Annotated in this window: 21 protein-coding genes; 5 read left to right on the top strand and 16 right to left on the bottom strand. The window is 54.6% G+C overall.

Going from position 1 to position 22,292, the window contains the following annotated elements; all coding sequences use genetic code 11:
• Positions 1 to 47 precede the first annotated feature (47 nt).
• Positions 48 to 1,820: a translation initiation factor IF-2 gene (gene infB, locus M1158_01405; GenBank protein MCL5099760.1), complete on the bottom strand. Its 1,773-nt coding sequence runs from the start codon at positions 1,818 to 1,820 to the stop codon at positions 48 to 50.
• Positions 1,821 to 1,989: 169 nt separating this feature from the next.
• Here infB and dcd point away from each other — a divergent pair, with 169 nt between their 5' ends.
• Positions 1,990 to 2,565 carry a dCTP deaminase gene (dcd, locus tag M1158_01400; protein ID MCL5099759.1) on the top strand — a complete coding sequence of 192 codons (576 nt, stop codon included), beginning with the start codon at positions 1,990 to 1,992 and terminating at the stop codon, positions 2,563 to 2,565.
• Positions 2,566 to 2,640: 75 nt separating this feature from the next.
• Here the strand turns inward: dcd and M1158_01395 are convergent, their stop codons facing one another.
• On the bottom strand, positions 2,641 to 2,961 hold the full coding sequence (locus M1158_01395) for a nucleoside triphosphate pyrophosphohydrolase family protein (GenBank protein MCL5099758.1): 321 nt from the start codon (positions 2,959 to 2,961) through the stop codon (positions 2,641 to 2,643).
• A 73-nt stretch (positions 2,962 to 3,034) separates the two neighbouring features.
• On the opposite strand from M1158_01395, the gene M1158_01390 reads away from it, so the two are divergent.
• The gene (locus M1158_01390; GenBank protein ID MCL5099757.1) at positions 3,035 to 3,598 is read left to right on the top strand and encodes a nucleoside-diphosphate kinase; all 564 of its coding nucleotides are present in this window, start codon (positions 3,035 to 3,037) and stop codon (positions 3,596 to 3,598) included.
• A gap of 8 nt (positions 3,599 to 3,606) precedes the next feature.
• Here the strand turns inward: M1158_01390 and M1158_01385 are convergent, their stop codons facing one another.
• The 3 genes from M1158_01385 to tuf form a co-directional block, all read right to left on the bottom strand.
• On the bottom strand, positions 3,607 to 3,897 hold the full coding sequence (locus M1158_01385) for an iron-sulfur cluster assembly protein (GenBank protein ID MCL5099756.1): 291 nt from the start codon (positions 3,895 to 3,897) through the stop codon (positions 3,607 to 3,609).
• A gap of 115 nt (positions 3,898 to 4,012) precedes the next feature.
• Positions 4,013 to 4,321 carry a 30S ribosomal protein S10 gene (rpsJ, locus tag M1158_01380; protein MCL5099755.1) on the bottom strand — a complete coding sequence of 103 codons (309 nt, stop codon included), beginning with the start codon at positions 4,319 to 4,321 and terminating at the stop codon, positions 4,013 to 4,015.
• 16 nt (positions 4,322 to 4,337) lie between these two features.
• Positions 4,338 to 5,618: a translation elongation factor EF-1 subunit alpha gene (tuf, locus tag M1158_01375; GenBank protein MCL5099754.1), complete on the bottom strand. Its 1,281-nt coding sequence runs from the start codon at positions 5,616 to 5,618 to the stop codon at positions 4,338 to 4,340.
• A 625-nt stretch (positions 5,619 to 6,243) separates the two neighbouring features.
• On the opposite strand from tuf, the gene M1158_01370 reads away from it, so the two are divergent.
• Genes M1158_01370 through M1158_01360 form a run of 3 tightly spaced genes read left to right on the top strand, consistent with a single transcriptional unit; the run spans position 6,244 to position 10,058 of the window.
• On the top strand, positions 6,244 to 8,418 hold the full coding sequence (locus tag M1158_01370; protein ID MCL5099753.1) for a CDC48 family AAA ATPase: 2,175 nt from the start codon (positions 6,244 to 6,246) through the stop codon (positions 8,416 to 8,418).
• Between the two features lie 15 nt (positions 8,419 to 8,433).
• Positions 8,434 to 8,832, top strand: coding sequence for a 30S ribosomal protein S6e (locus M1158_01365; protein ID MCL5099752.1), 399 nt, complete (start codon positions 8,434 to 8,436; stop codon positions 8,830 to 8,832).
• Positions 8,833 to 8,843: 11 nt separating this feature from the next.
• Entirely contained in the window at positions 8,844 to 10,058 is a 1,215-nt protein-coding gene (locus tag M1158_01360) for a translation initiation factor IF-2 subunit gamma (protein MCL5099751.1), read from the top strand.
• Here M1158_01360 and aspS read toward each other — a convergent pair.
• The 11 genes from aspS to M1158_01305 form a co-directional block, all read right to left on the bottom strand.
• The gene (gene aspS, locus M1158_01355) at positions 10,048 to 11,337 is read right to left on the bottom strand and encodes an aspartate--tRNA(Asn) ligase (GenBank protein MCL5099750.1); all 1,290 of its coding nucleotides are present in this window, start codon (positions 11,335 to 11,337) and stop codon (positions 10,048 to 10,050) included. The genes M1158_01360 and aspS overlap by 11 nt on opposite strands.
• Positions 11,338 to 11,489: 152 nt before the next feature.
• Entirely contained in the window at positions 11,490 to 11,792 is a 303-nt protein-coding gene (albA, locus tag M1158_01350; GenBank protein MCL5099749.1) for a DNA-binding protein Alba, read from the bottom strand.
• A gap of 61 nt (positions 11,793 to 11,853) precedes the next feature.
• Positions 11,854 to 12,777 (bottom strand): hypothetical protein, encoded by a 924-nt coding sequence (locus tag M1158_01345; protein ID MCL5099748.1) that lies wholly within the window; start codon positions 12,775 to 12,777, stop codon positions 11,854 to 11,856.
• Between the two features lie 78 nt (positions 12,778 to 12,855).
• A complete protein-coding gene (locus M1158_01340) occupies positions 12,856 to 14,520 on the bottom strand; it encodes a hypothetical protein (GenBank protein MCL5099747.1) in 1,665 nt (554 codons plus the stop codon).
• Positions 14,517 to 15,641, bottom strand: coding sequence for an ABC transporter permease (locus M1158_01335; GenBank protein MCL5099746.1), 1,125 nt, complete (start codon positions 15,639 to 15,641; stop codon positions 14,517 to 14,519). The genes M1158_01340 and M1158_01335 overlap by 4 nt, the downstream gene beginning before the upstream one ends.
• Positions 15,642 to 15,645: 4 nt before the next feature.
• Entirely contained in the window at positions 15,646 to 16,641 is a 996-nt protein-coding gene (locus tag M1158_01330) for an ATP-binding cassette domain-containing protein (GenBank protein MCL5099745.1), read from the bottom strand.
• Between the two features lie 7 nt (positions 16,642 to 16,648).
• Positions 16,649 to 17,041: a PadR family transcriptional regulator gene (locus tag M1158_01325; protein ID MCL5099744.1), complete on the bottom strand. Its 393-nt coding sequence runs from the start codon at positions 17,039 to 17,041 to the stop codon at positions 16,649 to 16,651.
• 102 nt (positions 17,042 to 17,143) lie between these two features.
• Entirely contained in the window at positions 17,144 to 18,658 is a 1,515-nt protein-coding gene (gene dnaG, locus M1158_01320) for a DNA primase DnaG (GenBank protein ID MCL5099743.1), read from the bottom strand.
• Positions 18,659 to 18,935: 277 nt separating this feature from the next.
• The gene (gene hjc / locus M1158_01315) at positions 18,936 to 19,340 is read right to left on the bottom strand and encodes a Holliday junction resolvase Hjc (protein ID MCL5099742.1); all 405 of its coding nucleotides are present in this window, start codon (positions 19,338 to 19,340) and stop codon (positions 18,936 to 18,938) included.
• Positions 19,341 to 19,391: 51 nt separating this feature from the next.
• A complete protein-coding gene (locus M1158_01310) occupies positions 19,392 to 20,690 on the bottom strand; it encodes a cation:proton antiporter (GenBank protein MCL5099741.1) in 1,299 nt (432 codons plus the stop codon).
• On the bottom strand, positions 20,690 to 22,252 hold the full coding sequence (locus M1158_01305; protein ID MCL5099740.1) for a DEAD/DEAH box helicase: 1,563 nt from the start codon (positions 22,250 to 22,252) through the stop codon (positions 20,690 to 20,692). The genes M1158_01310 and M1158_01305 overlap by 1 nt, the downstream gene beginning before the upstream one ends.
• Positions 22,253 to 22,292: the final 40 nt, after the last annotated feature.

Genomic DNA, 22,292 nt, shown 5'->3' with positions numbered 1-22,292 from the left:
AAACTTCTGCTACTTTGACATCTGTCCCTGTAGGTTTTGGCATATGTCTATGAGGCTCCCTGCTTCTTCGACTGCTTCGCATTGGCCTTTATGTCAAGTATCTTCTGCAGCAGCTCCCGGTCGACATCGCCCAGCAGCGGCGAGAATTCTCCCTTCAGCATACGCGCGTCGTCATCGCTGACGCGCGTGTATAGCACCTGGTTCTCGCGAACCTGGCGGCCGAATGTCGGCTCGTCCATAGAGACGGCCACGCGATCGCCCTTCTTCGCGACGGCCATCGGCGACTTCTCGTTCTGTATGCCCTTGAGCCTGCCGACCGTGTCGCCTGCCTCGTTCATGATCACGTTGCCGGGCCTTATGCTCCCCTCCGTTATGTCTACGCCGAATATCGCAGGGTGCGATATCCTGAAGCACGCGCCTGGCACCACCTGCAACATCGCCGGCATCGAGAGGCGCTCCTCAACCTGCTTTGCCCTGTTGGCGCGCTTCTGTTCGGCGAACTCCTTGTAGTCGTCGACCAGCTTGTAGATTATGGAACCTCGCATTATCTTTACGCCGCTTGACGAGGCGGCCTCCTCGGCATCCTGGTCAATGCCGACGTTGAATGCCAGCACGACCGAATACAGCGGATCCTTGCCGTTCATTGAGAAAGCGTCAATCACGTCGCGCTTCGTGACGCTGCCTATGCCCTTCTTGCTGACCATTATTCCCTCTGACTCGAGAAGCTTCGAAAGGCCTTCTATACCTCCGATCGAATCGGATTTCAATATCAGGCCCAACTTGTCGGTCTTGAATACGTCGCCGAGCTCCGAGTTTATCTCTTCCAGGTAGTTGCGCGACGTTGTCTGTATGACCGATGAGCCGGGAATCGCATCCTCGAGGCCCAGAGCGCTTATCTTTACGCCTGCTGCAGCGCTTACCGATTCGACGTAGCTGAAGCCGCTGGCCGACTCGCGCATTTCGTGAAGAGGCTTCGGCTTGAGCAGCGCCTTTATCTTCGTTGTCTTGACAGTGCCGTCGATGCATGCGAACGCTATCGTGTCGTTGACATGAAGCGTGCCATCATACAGTATCACGTCTATCGTCATGCCCATGCCGCGCTCCTCCTTCTTCTCCAATATGCTGCCCTTGCCTGGGCCGTCCACCTCTATAGTGAGCTTAAGTTCTAGGTAGCGCTGCGCAAGCCCGGCCACCAGCATGAGCAGCTCGGGTATTCCGGTGCCGGTCTTGGCGCTGATCGGCACGACCGCCACTTCATTCTGGAAGTTCTTTATGTTGCTGTAAAGGTCGCTCGAGAAGCCCTGCTCGCTCAATCTGCCCACGAGCTCGTACACCTTGGCGTTTAGCGTTTCGGCGACGTGCGCATCCTGTTCCTTCAATGCCTCTGCCACGCTTGCGCTCTTGGATTCGCGCCACCCGGTTATCACGTCGATCTTGTTCGCTGCGACTATGAAAGGCGTCTTGTAGCTCTTGAGTATCTTTATGGCTTCTATTGTCTGCGGCTCGAAGCCCTTCATTATGTCGACTACCAGTATCGCCATGTCGGCGACGCTGCTCCCCCTGCGCCTCAGGTTGGTGAAGGCCTCGTGGCCTGGCGTGTCTATGAAGAGCAAGCCAGGAATCCTGAGATTTGTGTTGGCGTTCGGTATCACGCCACAGATTTTCTTTATCGCTTCAAGGGGCACTTCGCTCGCGCCGATGTGCTGGGTAATGCCTCCAGCTTCCTTCGCAGCTATCGAGGTGTTGCGAATGCGGTCGAGCAAAGTAGTTTTACCGTGGTCGACGTGCCCCATCACGACTATGATTGGCTGGCGGATCATACTGGACACCCTCTCTGCACAAAAAGAACGAATATGCATATGTGCAAGCAGTACCATTCTGTTGGCAAGGTATTTACTTGTTGCCCACTGTGACCGAGTCTTGTAATTAACAAAACAGGGCGAGCAAATCTATATATATTAAATGCAGCCGAATCGCAATGGTGAAAACATGGCTGTACTTGCCAAAGAAGACATAAAGGCTTACATTGATAGCGGGAAACTTAAGATAGAGCCGTTTGTACCAGAAAATGTCGGGCCGTGCTCCATAGACCTTACCTTAGGCAATTATTTCAAGGTCTATGAGATTGACCAAACCCCTTCAATAGACCTTACCATCCCCAAACTTGATATTCCGGTAAAGGAAGTAAGGAGGGAAAACGCTCAAAAATTCACCTTTCATCCAGGTACGCTTGTACTAGGTATGACAGCAGAGCAAGTAGGGATACCGAATGATTTGGTAGGGCAGATTACTGGAAGATCAAGCTTCGCCCGGCTCGGATTGATAGTCGAAATGGCCCCAAGAATCGATCCTGGATTTTATGGTAACATAACCTTGGAGATTGCAAATCAGGGTCCTTTGGCCGTATCGTTGAATCCTGGGATCAGGTTCTGTTCGCTCATGCTTGAAGAGCTTTCGCGGCCCACAATACCTTACAGAGGCAAGTATCTAGGTATAGACAAGCCAGAAGTAACAAAGATTGCTTTGGAGCTTAGGGTGCAGAAGAAGCAGAAGAGCGTATCATAGCCGATTGCCCTGGCAAATGTCACCATTAGAATTGGATGGCAACAGATGTCTATACAATAAGAACTTACTTGTCATCTATCGGTAGTCTCCATTCCCATGGATGGTACCGTTCTCCTTTCGTTTCGCAAGTTTTTCTATGTTGTAGTTTGCAATTTCATCCATCGTAATGTCCATTTCTGATGCTATGCGTGCCACATACCACAAGATGTCTCCAAGTTCTGCCTTGATGCCGTCTTTATCAGGTGTTGCATTATCTCTGGCAATCTTCTTTATCTTGTTCAGAAGCTCCCCAACTTCTCCAGCCAAGCCCAATGATGGGTAGAAGATGCCCCCCTTTAGCTCATTAGGGTACAGCGCAGTAATCGCGGCCTTCGCCTGATAGTCATTTATATCCATTGTCTCACCATCGCAGATGGATTATACGCCATCCTTTTTATTGTTTTTCAGGTGAAAGAATAATGATGATTGTATGATAGAACGCACTCTGGTGCTTGTCAAGCCGGATGGAGTAAGAAGGGCGCTGATAGGCAAGGTCATTTCAAGGTTTGAGGACGCAGGCCTCAAGGTTGTGGCACTCAAGCTTACGCTTCCAGACAAGAAGCTCGCAGGCATGCACTACCCGCTTGACAAGGAATGGTACACTAATGCATGGAAGAACACAAAGAAGGGTTATGATGAGAAAGGCCTTAAGATGGATGAAACGCCGCTCCAGCTCGGCGAGCGTATAAGGGGCTGGCTTATGGAAAGCTTGACAGGCGGCCCTGTGGTAGCAATGGTGGTCGAGGGTAATGATGCAATTGCAGCTGTAAGAAAAATCGCAGGGGCAACAGCTCCGAATAGGGCAGACCCATCTAGCATACGGGGCATGTATTCTACAGACTCGTATGACTTCTCAGATTCGAAGAAAAGGGTGCTTCGTAACATAGTACACGCATCTGACTCGACACCCACAGCCGAGCGCGAGATAGGGGTATGGTTCTCCAGCAAGGATATTGCTTCTTACAAAAGGTCGGATGAGGACGTCATTTACTGAGGGGCATTTCAGTTCCTGTACTTTATCTCGTCGCTCATCATGTCAGGGCTCCACATCGGGTCCCAGACGAGCTCCAGCTCCACCTTGCCTATGCCCGGAACGGCCTCGAGCCTCAGCTGCGCATCAGCGAGTATGAGCGACGTTACGGGGCACATCGCCGAAGTCATCGTCATAGTGACCTTCACGCCACCCTCCTTCATCGTTATGCCGTAGATCAGGCCCAGGTCTACGATGTTAGCATCAAGCTCCGGGTCCTTGCACTGCTTCAGCGCCTCTACGACCTCGTTGATTGTCGACATAATGCACACCGTAAGCGTTAGAGCTTCCAGCTTCAGGTATAAAGCAGTTTGCGTCGCAGAGTTGTATGAAAGGAAAATAGGAAATAAAAAGAAAAAAGGATGGCAAGAAGCGCTATCAGCTCAGGCTTATCTCTATCTGCACCGTATCGGGCACGGGGATGCGCATCACCTGCCTGAGCGCCTGGTCGTTCGCGTAGAGCTGTATGAGGCGCTTGTGCACCCTGAGCTCCCACTTCTCGTAGGTGTGGCTGCCATCTGCGCCAGGAGCCTTCCTTGTGGTATGGCTGATGTGCTTGGTAGGCAACGGCACCGGCCCGGAGAACTTCACGCCAGCTGACATAGCTATCGTCTTTATCTGCTGCATCACCGAATCGGCAGCCTTCTGGGAGATGCTCGAGAGCTTTATAACAGCTACGCCAACCATATCATCACGCTGCAGTTCACTTCGCCTGTGTAGCAGGCGTGACATCCAGTATCACGCCGGCGCCAACCGTCTCGCCCATGTCCCTTATAGCGAACCTGCCGAGCGGCGGGAAGTCGCTGAACTTCTCCACGCAGATGTTCTTTGTAGGCTTTATCTTCACAATGGCTATGTCGCCAGTCTTGATAGTCTCTGGATTCTTCTCGAGCGTCTGGCCGGTCTTGGGATCCTTCTTCTCAAGTATGTCTGAGATTGTGCATGCAAGCTGGGCCGTGTGGATGTGGAAGACAGGCGTGTAGCCCCTGGCTATGACATTCTGGTGGTGGAGCACTATTATCTGCGCGGTGAATTCAGAAGCAACTGTCGGCGGGTTGCTCGTCGAGCCGACCACGTCGCCGCGCTTTATGTCCTTCTTCTCGACGCCTTTTACGTTGAAGCCTATGTTGTCACCAGGCTCGGCCTTCTGCAGCTGCTGGTGGTGCATCTCTATGCTCTTTACTTCGACCTTTACTCCGCTGGGCATTATGATCACCTGGTCGCCGGGCTTTACCGTTCCGGTCTCTACCCTGCCGACCGGCACCGTGCCGAAACCTGATATGCTGTAAACGTCCTGGATCGGCAGCCTGAGCGGCTTGTCTGTCGGCTTTGGAGGCACTGTCAGCGTGTCCAGCGCCTCAAGGAGCGTCGGGCCGTTGTACCATGCCATCTTCTCGCTCTTCTTGGCTATGTTATCGCCCTGGAGCGCAGAGTATGGCACCGCCTTCATTGTGTCGACGTTCTTGTAGCCGAGGCTCTTCAGCAGGTCCTTGACCGCCTTGGCCGTGGCCTCGTACTTGGTCTGATCGTAGTTCGCGGCATCCATCTTGTTGATACCTATTATCAGCTGCCCTATGCCGAGGACGTTGGCCAGTATGGCGTGCTCCCTCGTCTGGGCCTGTGGGCCGTCGGCGGCGCTGACCACGAGCACAGCCGCATCGGCCTGGCTCGCTCCGGTTATCATGTTCTTGACGAAGTCCCTGTGGCCAGGCGCGTCTATTATCGTGAAGTAGTACTTGGGAGTGTTGAAGTCCCTGTGCATGATGTCTATGGTTATTCCGCGCTCGCGCTCCTCCTTGAGCTGGTCCATGACGAATGCGAACTCGAATGTGGGCCTGTTGAGCTGCTGCGTTATCTCCTTGTACCTGTCGATGTCCCTCTGCGTTATCACGCCGGTCTCGTAGAGCAGGCGCCCTACGGTGGTTGACTTTCCGTGGTCCACGTGCCCTATGAAGATCAGATTAAGGTGCGGTTTTTCTACCATTGTATCACTTTTTAGCGCAATGTTTCCGAGTGCTTTGCTGAATTCCAGGCCTTGCTTCTGGAACAGCCGGTCGCGGCTCTTTGGCCGGTACCGGCCGAGCTGCAACGCGTGCGGCCAGCAATAGAACTTTCGTTTCAGATTGTCTCCATTCAGATATTTATCTCTATCTATAAATGCCGTCGGTAGACGCCATTGATGTGTAGCGCTGCCTCGGCTGCAGGATTTATTCAACTTAAAGGTTTATAAATGTTTTGAGTCGTCGAAGATGCGAACCGTTGCGATAAATTTTTATATGTTTCCACATGTATAGAAAGAGTTATCCGGCCACAGGCAGGTGATACGAATGGCGAAGATGGACGACGAGAAAGACGAAGACGACGATGACGACGAGGAACTAGACGACGGCGACGATGACGACATGGACAGCGACGGCGACGACTCTTAACAGGCCAGAATCGACTAGGGCGTTGTGTATTTCTTTTATTTATTTGACCCCTTTTTCTCGCAGGTTGTACGCAGTGCCATGGATGCCAAGCAAAGAATAATAAGGTATAAAAGAGTAATACAGATAATAGATTGATGGCATGGCGCGCTCTCTTGGGTGCGCCAGTCGTGGGTGTTTCTGATGGTTAACGGCATAGAGCTGACAGTCGCTGGCGCACTGGTCACGGACGACGGCAGGGGCATAGCCAGGATAGACTCGAAAGCGAGGAAGCTCCTGGGCGTCATATCCGGCGATATAGTCGAGATAAAGGGCAAGCGCAGGAGCACCGCTGCCGTAGTATGGCAAGCCCACCAGCAGGACGAGGGCCTGGACTTCATACGCATAGACGGCTACATACGGCAGAACGTAGGCGTCGGCATAGGCGACAAGACGTTCGTGACAAAAGCCACTGTGAACGACGCCGAGCGGATTATACTAGCCCCGCCGCAGAACCAGCGCACGCCGATAAGCCCCGACTTCGCAAGCTACGCGAAGAGCAAGCTCGAGAACAAGCCGCTCGTGAAGAGCGACGTGGTACCAGTGCCGATGTTCGGCTATGTCTTCAACTTCGTAGTGGCGCAGGTTGTGCCGCACGGAGTGGTGAGGGTTACGCAGAACACAGAGGTGGTGGTGAAGACAGAGCCTGTGCCCGAGTCGCTCGTCAGGATAGGTGAGGTGCACTACGAGGACATAGGCGGCCTCAAGACAGAGATACAGAAGATACGGGAGATGGTTGAGCTGCCGATACGCTACCCTGAGCTGTTCGAAAGGCTGGGCATAGAGCCGCCGAAGGGCGTGCTTCTATACGGTGCGCCAGGCACAGGCAAGACGCTGCTCGCCAAAGCAGTAGCAAACGAGAGCGACGCCAACTTCATAGACATATCGGGCCCGGAGCTTGTCAGCAAGTTCGTGGGAGAGAGCGAGGAGCGCCTTAGGAGCATGTTCGAGGAAGCAAAAGAGAAGGCGCCTACCATAATCTTCATGGACGAGATTGACGCGATAGCACCGAAGCGCGAGGAAGCAACGAACGAGGTGGAGCGCCGCATGGTCTCGCAGCTGCTGGCCCTTATGGACGGGATGAATTCCCGCGGCCAGGTCATAATAATCGGCGCTACCAATAGACCGAACGCCATAGACCCGGCGTTGAGGCGCCCGGGAAGGTTCGACAGGGAGATAGAGATAGGCGTGCCGGACAGGAACTCCAGGAAGGAAATAATGCAGATACACACCAGGAACATGCCTCTCGCGAAGGATGTGAACATAGACGAGCTGGCAGACCTTACGCACGGTTATACTGGAGCTGACATAACGTCGCTCGCCAGAGAGGCTGCAATGTCGACGCTTAGGCGCATACTGCCGAAGATAATCGACAAGCGCTCGGTGCCGAACGAGCTGCTGATGAGCCTAGAAGTGACGAAGAACGATTTCCTGGAAGCCTTCAACAGCATACAGCCGAGCGCCCTCAGGGAGGTGTTCGTCGAGCGGCCGAACGTGCACTGGGACGATGTCGGAGGCCTCGACGAAATAAAGGAGCAGCTCAAGGAAGCAATAGAGCTGCCAATAAAGAGGCCCGAGACATTCGAGCACATAGGCATAAGGCCGATCAGGGGCGTACTGCTGGTTGGTGCGCCAGGCACAGGCAAGACGCTGCTCGCCAAGGCGGTAGCAACTGAGCGCGAGTCCAATTTCATATCGATAAAAGGCCCTGAGTTCCTGAGCAAGTACGTGGGCGAGAGCGAGAAGGCAGTGCGCGAGGTGTTCAGGAAAGCAAAGATGGCGTCGCCGTGCATAATATTCATAGACGAGATAGACTCAGTGGCGTTCGCGCGTGGGGGCGATTCCGGCGACTCGCTGGTATCGGAGCGCGTAGTGGACACCTTGCTGACAGAGATGGACGGGCTGCAGGAGCTCAAGAACGTCATTGTTATAGCTGCGACCAACAGGCCGGACATAATAGACCCTGCGCTGCTCAGGCCGGGCAGGTTCGACAAGATAATAGAGATACCGATGCCTGACGCGCGCATGAGGCTCGCCATACTTAAGGTGCACACGAAGCGCATGCCGTTGGCAAAGGACGTGGATCTGGAAGGGCTGGCGAAGGCGACAGACGGATATACAGGCGCGGAGCTTGAGAACCTTGCAAGAGAGGCAGGCATGAGCGCGATACGCAGCAACATAGATATCGACATAAAGAAGGTGGAAGTCACGAAAGCGGACTTCGATTACGCGCTTACTGAGGTAAGGCCGGCGGTGCCGAAGGAGTTAGCAGAGCGCATACGGCGCTTCAAGGAGGAGCCGGAGAACATGTATAGGTAGGTGGGTCACTTGAAAATGGTATATTCCGACAAGAAGACTGGAAGGAGCGCACAGGCAGAGATTACTGATGAGATGAAGCCGTTGCTTCTGAACAGGAGGATAGGCGACGTGGTGGATGGCGCGGTGATAGGCCTGAGCGGCTACAAGCTGCAGATAACCGGCGGCTCGGACAAGAGCGGCTTCCCGATGGATGCGTCGCTGCAGGGCTCCGGCAAGAGGAGCATGCTCAGCCAGGCCAAGAGATCGGGCCGCGACAAGGGGGTAAGGACGCGCAGGACGGTCGCAGGCTCGATGGTAAGCGAGAACACCGAGCAGGTCAACGCAGTCATAGTAGAGTATGGCGCGAAGAGCATAGACGAGGTTCTCCCGAAGAAGGAGAAGCCGGCCGGCGAGGCACAGGAGGCAAAACAGTAGTTGGTTAGCTTATGGAAGGTTTCAAGCAGAGCGTGCTCAACATAGGCACGCTCGGGCACATAGACCATGGAAAGACGTCGCTTGTGAGGGCGCTGACCAACGTCTGGACCGACAGGCATAGCGAGAGCCTGAAGCGCAACATGACGATAAAACTCGGCTATGCAGATACGATAATAAGGAGATGCGAGAGGTGCAGGGGCCCAGAGGCGTACACGATAGGCGATAAATGCACGGAATGCGGCGGCGAGGCCAGGCCGGTCATGCGCATATCCATACTCGACGCGCCGGGCCATGAGACGCTCATGGCTACAGCGATAGCAGGCGCCAACATAATAAATGCGATACTGTTCGTGATAGCCGCTAACGAGCCGTGCCCGATGCAGCAGACGCGCGAGCACCTGATGGTAATAAACCTGCTTGGCATAAAGGACACGATAATAGTACAGAGCAAGGTCGACATAGTTGGCAAGGAGGCGGCAGTAGCGCACTACAGGCAGATAAAGGACTTCATCAAGGGCAGCGTGATAGAGAATGCGCCGATAATACCTGTGATGACCAACCAAGGCATAAATGTCGACGTGCTGCTGGAGATGATAACCAAGCTGCCTGTGCCGAAGCATGACCCCAACGCTGATCCATTCATGTACATAGCGAGGTCTTTCGACGTCAACAGGCCGGGGGCAAAGGTTGGCTCGCTCAAGGGAGGGGTTATGGGCGGCACACTAGTCAGGGGCATGCTGAAGACCGGCGACGAGGTGGAGATAAGGCCGGGCCTGAAGAGCACCGCGCACAAGCGCGAGACCTACAAGCCCATAATAACCAAAATAGACGCCATAAGCAACGGCACTGATGAGCTGACCGATGCGGGACCTGGCGGCCTGATAGGCCTCTCTACCGAGATGGATCCCTCTATAACGAAGGCTGACGGGCTTGTCGGCAACGTTGTGGGGCGCAAAGGTAAGCTGCCTGACGTGGTAAATTCAATGAGCATGAGCTACACAACGCTGAACAGGAAGGACATACCAGAGAGGAGCTTCGCAGACAACGAACCAGTCATACTCAGCGTTGGCACGCTGACTGTAGTCGGCTACGTGGTGCAGGCGAAGAAGAGCGTGCTGAAGCTCGAGCTTCGCCACCCGGTATGTGCAGAGAAGGGGATAAAGATAGCCGTGATGAGGAGCGTGGCGCAGAGATGGCGCCTGACAGGCTACGGCGTCATGGCGTGAGCCTCTTCCTGTCCCTCGGAAACATTGAAGCCTCGCGTATGTTGTGCGAGCCGGTTATCTGCATCGCAATGCGCTCGAGCCCTATGCTCCAGCCTGCGTGGGGCGGCGCACCGCACCTGAACGCGTTTATGTAGAAATCGAAGCCCTTCGGGTCTAGGCCCTTGCGCTTTATCGATGATATAAGCATCTCCGGCAGGTGGATCCTCTGCGCGCCGCTGCACACCTCAAGGCCCTTGTATATCAGGTCGAAGCTGTTCGAGAGCTCGGGATTACTGTCGTTGGGCATCGAGTAGAAGGCGCGCAGCGCTGTGGGATACTCCTTAACTATGACTGCCTCACCGAACAGCTCGCTTATAGCTTTCTCATGCTCTCGTGTGAAGTCATCACCAAGCTTTATCATGTGACCAGCAGAGTTCAGCTTGTCGACAGCATCAGTATACGTAATTACCACTGGTTTTGGCACCTGCAACTTCACGCCAAGTCCGTCCAGATCCCTCTTGTTCTCTGCAATGACAGTCTTCACGATATTGACGACTGTTTCGCTTAGCATTGCTATCACGTCGTCATGGTTTGCGAAGCTCACCTCTATATCCATCTGCGTAGACTCGTTGAGGTGGTATACGTCGTTCGATTTCTCTGCCCTGAACACTGGCGTCACTATAAACACGCGGTCGAGGCCTCCGATTATTGCAAGCTGCTTGTACAGTTGGGGCGATTGCGCCAGATAGGCCTTGCTCTCGAAATACTGCACAGGGAAGAGCTCGGTGCCGCCTTCTGTCGCCTCTGCCACTATTGACGGGGTGCGGATCTCGGTGAAGCCTTTCTCCATGAAGGTCTTCCTGAACGCCGACAGTATTGTCGACTCTATCCTGAATATCGAGGAAGTATGTATGCGCCTTAGGTCTATGTGCCTGTTGTTCAGGCGCACGTCGAGCTCTACGGGCACCTTGCCTGTTACTTCGAAAGGTATGCCTGCCGATAGCGGGTTGACGTTCTCTATGCTGCTCGGCACTATCTCGAAGCCCGCGCGCGCCTCCTTGTTCGCGCGCACTATCCCCTTGACAACTATGACGCTCTCCTTCGGTAGGGACATGCGCTTGATGAGGGCTTCGTCGGCCTCGCCCTTCTTGGCTATGACCTGCGCTATGCCTGTGCTATCCCTGAGCAAAAGGAATGTCATCTTGCCGAGCTCGCGCACCTCGTGGACCCAGCCGGCAAGCGTAACCTCCTTGCCGTCCATGCCGCTGTCGAGTTCGCCTATGAAGTTTGTGCGCATCATGGAAATCGCTTGCGCAGAAGTCCCTGCAGTCTGACATCCTCTCCTATCTAAAGGATAGGGGCTTTCTGCTATACATTCTGTAATGAGTAACCAGCTATAAAAAGCTTGTCTGCATCGGCATGCTGGCCGATGCATTTAAGAAAAAGAGGAGGTCACTTAGCCAAGACTATCTGTATGGCGCTGACCTTCGACCTCGTGCCGTCCTCGTTCGTAAGCTCTTCGGACGAGGTGGTTATGCCGCGCTCCTTTACGTTGGGCATGAACTTGTTCATCACTATCTCCTTCACGTCGACAGCCCTCGATATGGCATTACCGCGCGCCTTTATTGTCACAGTTGGCACGCCGCTGTTGAACTGCGTCACCACCGCAAGCACGTAGTTCATGGTGGGCTTCTTTCCTATATACACTATATTCTCCTTCTGCTGCGTCCCTGCGATTTGTGTGTTTTCGTCCATAGTATCACTTGCTTAGTTTTGCTTCTGAGGCGTTTGCAAAGAGAATTTTGCGGTAACATATTTAGCCTTTGCCGTGTGCGCTCCGTTTTGCTCTTGGCTTGGCTGCGCCCAATCTTCCAGCCATCGCGGATATCGCCTGCTCTTCCCCCTCGATGTCAAGCTCTACGCCGAGCTCTTTCAGCGTGTGCAACGGATACGCAATCGCCAGCCTGCGCAGCAGCTCAGCCTCGTTCTTTATGCCAGACGCCCTGGCCATAGGCATCTCCGAGTCTATGGAGCGCGCCACCCTTGAGAGCATGCCCTCCGAAAGCTCGATGAGGCGCGCGTCGGGAACCGCCTTCGACTTGACCGCCACATTGGCGAGATCCGCACCCCTAACAGCTATGTTGTTCGTATCATTGAACACCTTTCCGAACGAGCGCATGAATTCAGGCATCACGAAGTAAAAAGTCTTGTAGAAGGTGGAGCCGAAAGCTGCGCCGTATGACTGCTTGAGCAAAATATTCGCTGCAACCATGCGCTCCGGCCAGCCCTCTATCGCGTGCATGTAGTCGAACACCTCGCGCACCTCCCTCGTGGGCTCGGTGGGCTTGTAGCCCATCCCTCCAAGCAGGTTCTTTATGGCGCGCAGGTGCTTCTCGTACATCTCGACCATGCCGGCGAACTGCTCAGCATACTCCCTGCTCGGCATGTCGTGCCCGGACGCCCATTCCTTCGCTATCTTAGCTGCCTCTTCCTCGCCGTAGAAGAACAGGCTCAGTATGTGCACCACGCTCTCGGTCTTGAAGGTGATGTTGTTCGGCAGCTTGATGTAGCTGCTCGTAACGACTCCCTTCTTCCTCTTTACGTCTATGAAGCTGGTGGCGCGCTTGATCGCGTTGATGGGGTCCTTGCGCGCGTACTCGTATAGGTATGGTCTCAGCCACTCTGGCACGTTGTACTTCTTGAGCACTGGATCCAATAGACCCATGACGCCTGCGTTCAATCCAATCCCCACTTATATTCCTAGGTTATAATTCTATAAACTTATGGCAGGGACTGCGCTGCCGTGCAGCAGCGCCCGTTATTCCTTTGCCTTCTTCGCCCTCGCGCCCTTGCCTGCGCGCCTGCGGCGCAGCACCATCGCTATCGCCACTACTATGACGATTGCTATTACTGCGTATGCTGCGTCAGACCCTATAGAACCTGAGGAACCAGCACCGGAGCCAACAGTAACATAGTAGCCGTTAGACGCCGAGTACTGCTGGCCAGCAGCCCCGTTTGGCTGGCGCCACTGCTCGTATATCGTAACCGGATACTCTCCTGGCTTGCCGCGCGAATCTGCACTCACGTAGAATGTCACGTTTACTTCCTGGCCTGGCGCCAAGCTGTTCACGTAGTTGTTGGAGTTTATCACTGTTATAGGATAGATGGACTGCAGGCTCAGCGTTATCTCCTGCGCTGTCTCGCTACCTGTGTTCCTGATCGAAAATGTCACTGACGCATACGAAGTGCCTGGCGCAAGCGAATCGATAACAGAGGTAACGTTGAAGAGCGCGGCATTCTGCATGTTTATCGGTACGTACTGAACTGCCGACAGCTTTGAGGAGTAATCCCCGTTCTTGTATGAGACGTTGACAGGCAGGTAGTATGGTGCGCTTCCTGAGCTCCTGTTGGCGCTTATGAATGTGGTCTCTGTAGTAGAGGCACCTGATGGCAGCGAGCCTATGAAGAAGGTTGATGCCGCGCCGCCAGCTATCAGGTACTTGCTGGATTCCACGTTAATGCTTACGTTTTTTGCTGTGCCCCCGCCTATGTTCTGCACGAGAAGCTCGACGCTGGCGTTGGAGCCTGCGTAGAGCTGCGCAGGCTGCGAACCCTCTATGCTGACCACGACGTCAGGCTCTGGTATGGACACGCTTACGGGTGCGTTGACATCCTGCACGTACTGCATGCCGTCGGGTGCTGTGTATGATATCCTCATCGGGATGTATTGCGTACCGGCGCTTATGTTGGTTAGCGCGTATACAGAGGTGCTCGCCTGCTCCGGCACACCCTGCGCCATGGTGCCAAGGCTTATCCTGCTAGGACCAGAGACGGCGATGCCGTTGGTGCTAAGGATTGTTATGTTCACGTTCCGCGCCGTGTCTGTGCCGCTGTTCTCCGCAGCGAGCGTCAGCAGCGAGGTCATGCCAGGCGTTATCTGCGGAGAGGGCGTCGCTGTAACGGAGATGCTTGGCGTGCCGTACACATAGATGTAGATCGGCATATCAGATTCGCCCGGCTCGTTGTTCGAACTAAGGCCTGATGTGGAAGGCGCCGATGATTCGTACGTGGCCACTACATCTATCTCGTATGAGCCTGCAGGCAGCGAGGCCGGGATGTGGAGCGTATAGGTGAATATGCTGTAGCCTATGCCACCGAATATGCCCTGGCCTATGCTATCAGTTATGTAGGTGTGCGACGGGGATACGTTTATTATTGGATTCTGCGCCTCGAGCTGCAGGTTCACATTCTGCAGCGGGTTGTTGTAGTCGTTGTACAGCTGGAACTGCACGGTCACGTTGCTGCCTGCAACAACAGGCTGCGGGCTTATCACAAGGTTGGCCAGGCTCAGCGCTCCGGAAACATAGCTTGTCGACTGGGCGCTTGCCGCACTGGCAAACCAGAGCAACATCAGCGCCGCCATTCCAATTGCCATAGCTTCGTGTCCCATTCTTATGCCTTTCGGGTTTTTGCCACTCATCATATCGTCCTCTTGAACGTCTTGAATGCAAGGATTATCATTATCAGGCTGAACGCCGCTACTATAGACAGATCAAGCGCGGCTGATGCAACGGGATATACGCCGGCCATCATGACATCGCGCACCCCGTTTGCGGCATAGGTGAGCGGGTTGACAACGCTCAGAGGGTATATCCACGACGGCAGAGACGAGGTTGGGAAGAAGGCCCCCGAAAGGAACCACAGCGGAAGCGTTATGGTCTGCGCGAATATTGCATAAATCTCGGGCCTCGAAGTCCTAGACGCTATAGTCACAGTAAGAGCTGAGAAGCCCAGCGACAGCAGCGACACTATGAGGATTATCCACGCTAAGCCTAGCACTCCCATCGCCACTCCAGCTCCGGCCAGCAGCCCTATGCCGAGGGCTAGGAATCCTGAGAATAGCGACTGCGTCGTACCGGACAGTATCTTGCTCAGCACTATTGTGTTCTTGTTTATAGGGGTTATCAGGAAAGCCTTAAGGTTCCCGAGCGAACGGTCGGTTATTATTGACATTCCACCGCCGAACATCGCCCCGAATGCGGCCACCATGATTATTATGCCGCCGATTAGGAACGTCCTGTATGTGCTTGTTGCGCCTGCCAGCGGCAGCAACGAGAACATGCTTGGAGGTGCCGAGGGCGTAGCAGCAGAAGGCGGATCACCCTGCAGGGTCGCACCGTATGAAGATGCAACAGACTCGACAGTCTGCAGCGCGGTCTCCGATTCTGTTACCTCGGTGTTGCTGTAGTATAGGTCTATGGCTGGCGCTCCGCCAGTATGGCCCGGGAAGCCCGGTAGTATCACAACTGCGAGCACCGCATTGTTGTTCGATACGTCAGCCATCGCAACGTCCTGGGGCGCTATCGCGATAACCGACAGTGTATTCTGGGATTGGAGAGCGCTTATGAACGATCCGGCAGTAGGGTTGTCCGCATAATTGACTACAACTATTGGCACGTGCTGGAAGCTGTTGCCTATGTTGCCAAGCAGGAGTATCAGGATGAGCGGGAACATTATTGAGCGAATGACGTTTGTTCTCATCCTGCTTGCGAATATCAGCATCTCTCTTTTGTACAGGGTAAACGTATCACCAATGAAACTCATGCGACTACCTCTGCATCCCGCGTCTCATCTTCACAATGTTGCTTGTCTGTTCGCCTGTAGCGTCACGCAGCGTCGCGCCCGTAAGCTTCACGAACACATCGTTCATCGTCGGCAGGTGCGTCCCTATGGCTAAGGGCTGTATATGCTCACGCTCGAGCACTGATATGGCCTTGCTTATGACGCTTGGCTCCGCCTTTTCGAGGCTGCCCAATATGCGGTCGCCCCTGATCTCAAGGGGCACATTCAGCTTGTCCTTCAGGACGCGGTATGCCTTCTCCGCATCAGAGAGCTTGAGCGTTATCTCTAGTATGTTGCCCTTGCTCACCATGCTCTTGAGCTCTGATGGGGTCCCTATGGCCTTCACTTTGCCATGGTCTATTATCGCTATGCGGTCGCAGAGCGCATCGGCCTCCTCAAGGTATTGCGTAGTGAGTATTATCGTGACGCCGCTGCCATTCAGGGCGCGTATGCGTTCCCACATGCTCAGCCTGTTCTGGACGTCCAGCCCCGTAGTCGGCTCGTCGAGTATCAGTATCTTCGGGTCCTGGATCATAGACTTTACAAGCTCAAGCCTGCGTTGCATGCCCCCCGAAAACGTGCCGGCCTTGACATCAGCGAACTTCACCAGCTCGGCTTCCTTCAGCGCCTCGGCTACACGCCAGCTCCTGAGCGGTTCTTCTATGTGGTAGAGCGCCGCGAATATATCGAGGTTCTGCCTCGCTGTAAGGTCAGCTTCTACAACTGTTTCCTGTGTCATCATGCCCATGAGCTGCTTTACCTGCCCAGGATGCTTTGCTAGATCTATGCCGGCCACATGTATGGTTCCTGACGTCATCGGCAGTATGCTCAGCAGCATGTTTATCGTGGTGGTCTTGCCGGCGCCATTGGGGCCTAGAATCCCGAATATCTCGCCCCCCTTAACAGAAATGGACACATTGTCGACTGCCGTAAAGTCGCCAAACTTCTTGACTACATTGCTTATTTCTATTATGTTGGCCATGCAATCGCTACTTTAGTATCTGGCTCATGCCCCTTACGGCATTCCGTATGGTCGTGCGCATCATTCGCAGCGCGCTCCTCCCCTTCGGCGTGAGCGAGTAGTACTTCCTCGTTTTGCCCCAGCTGAAGTCTGTCGAGGATCTTATGAATCCAGCCTTCTCCAGCGATGCGATTGAGTTGTAGACTTCGTTCTTCAGTCCTAGCATGTCTGTTTCGAGGTGGCGCGCTTTCGCTAACACCAAGAGCTCTTTCATCAGTTTGTAGGAATAGGTGCGCTCGCGACTGATCTTCACGAGCAGCATTGCCTTTATCATGAATTGCCTTGGCCCCTTGCCCATGAATCCCCGGCTTATCAGGCTGCTGCGCATGCCTGCTGCCCCCATCGCTTTCCCGTGCACCATCGCACCATAGTTTAAAATTAAACTAGTTTATAATTAAACTATTCGCGCTTATAAATGTTGCGGTGCAGGGAGTAACCCTGCGTAAAAAAACCGGTGCAGCGTTCAGACGACCCCGCGCTCCCCGGTGTATACGAGGAGATCCGGATACTTCTTTGATATCTGGCTCGCCCTTGTTCCATACACCTCGCGCACGCCGTTCGCATACGCTAGCTCTATGAGCCTCTGCGTGACTATGCCGTCGAACACTATCGAGTATGTCCCTTTTGTGTCTTGGACAGTCTGCATCAGCTCCCTTATCGGTATCTCTGAGAGCATCGTGCCGTCCATGGAATAGAGCCTGCCCCTGAGCGTGTTCTTGAGCTCGTTGAGCGCAGCCACGTACGTTGCATTAGGTTGCGCCCCTTGACCCTGCGCAGGCTTCTGGCCGAAATCGACATGCTCCAGCTCAGTGCCCCTCTCAGGGCCCTCCGAGCCTATGCGCGTTATCCCTAGCGGTTCTGGGCCCCGGGCGCGCTGTGCGGCAGGGCGTTCCATCTGCTCGCGCGGCTCTGGCGCACGCCTCTCCATCCTGTTCGATATCTCTGAAGGGCTGAGCACGCCTTCCTCGTATGCCTGCTGCGCGGTGCGTTGCTCTGGTTGCGGGGCCTGCTGCATGGTATGCTGCGGCTGCTGGCCGCGCTGCTCCCTGTACTGCCCCTGCCTCATATCCTGGCGCTGCGCCTGCTGCTGCTCGAAGCGTGCATTGCGGTCGTTCCTGAAGTGCTGCTGTTGCTGCCGGTCTTGGCCATTGCTGCGGGACTGCTCGTACGGAACCCTCGACCTCAGGGCCTTTATGATCTCCTTGCGCGTCAGCTCCTCAACCTCCTTGCCGTCGGGAGCCCGAGCCACGAAGTCGATTTCGGCCACATTAGTCAGGCTGCGCAGTATTATGTCGCCGCCCCTGTCCCCGTCAAGGAACACGGTAACTTCCTTCTTGCTGCACATGTCGACGACGCTCTTTGGTATTGTGCCAGTGGCGCCGCCTATTGAAACACAGTTAGTCACATCGTTCTTGAGCAGGTTCACGACGTCTGCCCTGCCCTCGACTATTACTACGTCATCGCTCTTGTCTATGTCCGGGCCGGCCGGCAGCTTGTCTGGGCCGTACGTCACGACAGTGTCGGATTTGACTTCCGCCTCTACGAGGTCACTTATCTCCCGACTATCAGGCAAAACGGTCTCGATAAGGTTCTTGACGAGCTCCTTGGCGCGGTTTATTACCTTCGTGCGCTTCTCGTTCCGGGTATCTTCTATCTTTTCTATCTTGAATGAGGTGTCGAACGGGCCAACCCTGTCTACAGACTCTATTGCGGCAGCAAGTATGCACGTCTCGACCCTGCCGAGAGATGACGGCAGGAGCAGCTTGCCGTATGTTTTGTTGCCCGAGCTTCCGGACTCGATCTCTATGCGGCCTATCTTACCGTTCTTCTGGAGCTCTCGCAAATCAAGGTCGCTGCCGAGAAGCCCTTCCGTCTGGCCGAAGACTGCACCTATTATGTCGGGCTTTTCCACCGAGCCCGATATCTCGAATTTCGCCTCCACCATGTACTTGACTATGTCTATGTATGATTTTGCCATGTTGACACCCTTGCATGGTGCCAGAATCAGCTATGCTTCACACGGCTTAAGCAGGCAGCATCGCTGCCGCCAGGAGGCATCGTGGGTCAAGCCGGCGCGCCAGAGGCACGCCCGCCAGGCCATCGTCTGCACGACGATAAGGATGAATTTTTGCACTTTGCCACATTTTTAAGCACCTACATAGCTGTTGCTTCTGACACACTTGCGGATCGTTACACAGGGGTATGGACTGGATAGATATATAAGTATTGCCTACGGCCGTTTCATGCACTGCCATTCAGGGGCTGACGGCCGGAACTTGACCAAGGAGATGCTCTACGCGCCTGTTTATCGATACGGCGTTCTTCATTGTCACAGTGTAGTTCTTGTCGGCCTTGCTGAGCTCCGATAGCTTTATGAAAAACCAGCCTTTGCCGTTCATGCGCCATGCAACATAGAACTCCATTCCGGTATTGAGCTCCCACTTGCGGAGCACATCCACCTTCTCTGCCTCTATCGCAAGGCTTGTCCTGTCCCAAGCCTTGCACTCAAACGCCATGCCCCTGTGCTGCCTGAACACGATGATGTCAGGGCTCACAGAGTTGACGCCGCTGCCTGCCGAGCGCATCACCGAATAGCCGTTACTGTGGAATATCTCAAGCAGTTCGCGCTCGCTTCTTGCGCCCTTGACATACCTGTGCACCGGCTCGCCGCTATGATATGCAGTGAGCTGTATAAATAGGTTGCTGAGCCCTTATGCGGCAGGGGTGACAGCTGGCCTGGTGCCCTGCTGCGAGTCCTTCCCTGGCTTATAGAATGCGAAAATGCCAACGGTAGCGGCTATGTTGCTCACAAGTATGACCAGGAATATTGCGTCGAGGAAGGAGGGTATTGTTATCCCATATGCAAGCGGCAGCGTGGCGACTATGGCAGGCGATAAGCCGCGCGCCACGTTGTAGTACACTATTGAGCCTTCGGGGCTGCGCACCGTACCGCCATGCATGTACTTGCTCAGCATCGGCGCGAACAGGATGCGCAGCAGCACGAAGATGAGCGTGAGCAGCAATGCCAGCGCGACTATCATTAGGTTAAGCTGCGATACGTTGAACAGCATGCCTATGTACACAAAGAAGAAGGTGCTCGTGAAGAACACGATCTCGCGCTGGTACTTGCGCACGTGCTCTATGTCGTATGGCATGGAGAGATAGCGTTCAATAAAGGTCGGCTCGTGCTCTATGGTTCCATCAGGCTTCGCTGAGCCTAGGTTCCCAAACGCAAGGCCGAACACAAATATTGTTATGGCGCCGGACAGGCCCAGCAGCTCTGCCACTCCGTACGTCGCCAGCACCATGGCTATGGTAAGCATCCAGCTGTAGCTCTTGCTAATCTTGCTGAACCTGTTAAGCACGACCAGCCATACGACTGCGAATATGAAGCCGAGAGCAGCGCCAAATATGATTGATGCAAAGGCCGTGCCTATCGCAGCACCAAGGCCTATGCCTGTGCTGGCGATGAACTGCAGCAGCATTATGGGCACGATCAGCTCCAGCATGTCGGAAGACACGCTCTCATACAGCAGCGACGTCTTCAGGTCTTCAGGCATCCTGATCAGCTTCATCAGGGTTGGGACGATCACTGCGCTCGGTCCGGCCAACGCAAACCCGAATATCAGCGATTCAGCAAACGACCAGCCGAAAGAGAAGTGCATTGCGAGGAACGCGCCAACTGCCACTACTATGCCGGTAGCTATCTCGAGGCTGAACGTGAACTTCGTGGCCGTCACGACGACGCGCCTGAGATGCGAGAACCTCATGTTCAGCCCGACGTCAAACAGTATGAATGCTAAGGCAAGTGCGGTGATGTAAGGGGTAAGCTGCACGATCGTGCTCGATGGACCTGTGCTTACAACCTTGAAAACGGGCCCGATGAGCAGGCCGATGAGCATCAGGGGCAGCACGCTGGCGACCTTGAGCTTGTCGAACAGGGCGTTGAGTATGAATCCAAGAAACACGACTCCGGCAAGGAACGCGAACAGCACGTTTACGTTTAGCATCAGAACAGCCTCTTCTGGCTCTGCTTCTCTTTGGCCGCAAACCTATAAGTTCCTTTTTCGATGCCTTCCTTTATGCGGTGCACTAGCTCTACCATGCGCCTCTCGCGCACGCGCGACACCATCAGATAGGCCTCGTCCTTCGTGTCCCTTGTGACAAGTATCACCACCTCTCCGAACCTTATCCTGCCGGCCCTGCCCTTCCGCTGTATGTTCCTTATCTCGCTTGGTATTGGCTCGTAGAACACGACAGCATCTACGCTCGGTATGTCTAGGCCCTCCTCGCCTATAGAGGTGGCGACAAGCACCTTGAACGCACCTTCGCGGAAATCGCTTATTGTGCCGCTCTGCTGCTCCAGCGTGATTCCCTCCTTCTTGCCCATGAACGGCCTGGCGCTCACGCCGCTGGCACTGAGCAGCTCTACAAGCCGCTTTATTGTGGAACGGTACTGCACGAAGATTATGATGCTCTTGCCCTTCAGCGGCCCGGCCATCAGCTCTAGGAGTTTAGCCATTTTAGGGTGCTCCTCGCCTCTGCTTTGGGCCTCGCGGGCCATACGCACGGCTTCCATGACGTTCGCATTCCTGAGCAGGCCCTCGACGCTCCTGCTCTTCTTCTCCTTGGCCTGCAGCGCATCCATGTAGCTCAGGAATGGGTATATGCCCTCAGTAGCCAGCAGGTCGTACGCGTGCGTAAGGTGGAGCACGTACACATAGTGCATAAGCGCCCCGAACTTATAGTTCCTGGCCTGTATTTTGTCGATGTTGCTGCCTATCTCTATGAGCCTCCCCTTTGGCATGCGCTCGAATGAGGTGTAGGGGCTAAGGCCCATTGAGTGGAGCTTCATGAGGTGCTCAGCTATGACCGGCTTGATGCGCAGCAGTATGCCGTTGATGGCCGGGCTTTTGTCGACGTACTGGGTGTATACTGACTTGCCCATCACGTACGGTGCCACATCGCCGTCGAGGGAGCCGCGTATCTCTATGTTCTGTATGCCGAACGTCTCTATGAGCGCATTGATGCGCTTCCTGTCGCTGCCGGGCGAGGCCGTCAGGCCGAGAAGCTGCACGCCCTTTAGCTTGCATTCGTTCGCGACGTACGTGTATGCGTACCGGCCAACGGCCTTGTGGCATTCGTCGAATATGACTATGCCGAAGCCATCAAGCGAGAGCCGGCCTGAGGCAAGGTCGTTGGCTATCGTCTGGGGAGTTGCCGCAAGGACTGCTGCCTGCTCCTCGAGCGCCTTCCGCTTCTTGCCCGATATCGCACCGGTGAGAAGCAGCACGCTTTCGCTGCTGACGTTTAGCATGCTAAGCAGCGAATTGTAGTGCTGCTCGCTCAAAGGCTTCGTAGGAGCCAGTATTATGGCCTTCCTGCCTTCATGCAGCGCCTTCGCTATCGCAAATATCGCTATCAGTGTCTTGCCAAGGCCTGTTGGCAGGACTACAAGGCTGTTCTTGCCTGAGAGTACGCTCCGTATTATGTTGATCTGATAGGCGCGCGGCTCAAGCTCCGAGACATTGACGAGCTTTGAGTAGGGCTCTAGTTCCTTCCATTCCGCCATGCATTAGTAGTTGTGTTGGAAGGCTTTTAATTGCAAGAGG

This window comes from Candidatus Marsarchaeota archaeon, from assembly GCA_023473665.1.
Classification (GTDB): domain Archaea; phylum Micrarchaeota; class Micrarchaeia; order Micrarchaeales; family Micrarchaeaceae; genus JAMCYM01.
The sequence above is the reverse complement of the archived record's forward strand: the minus strand, read 5'-3'. Positions and strand labels throughout refer to the sequence as shown.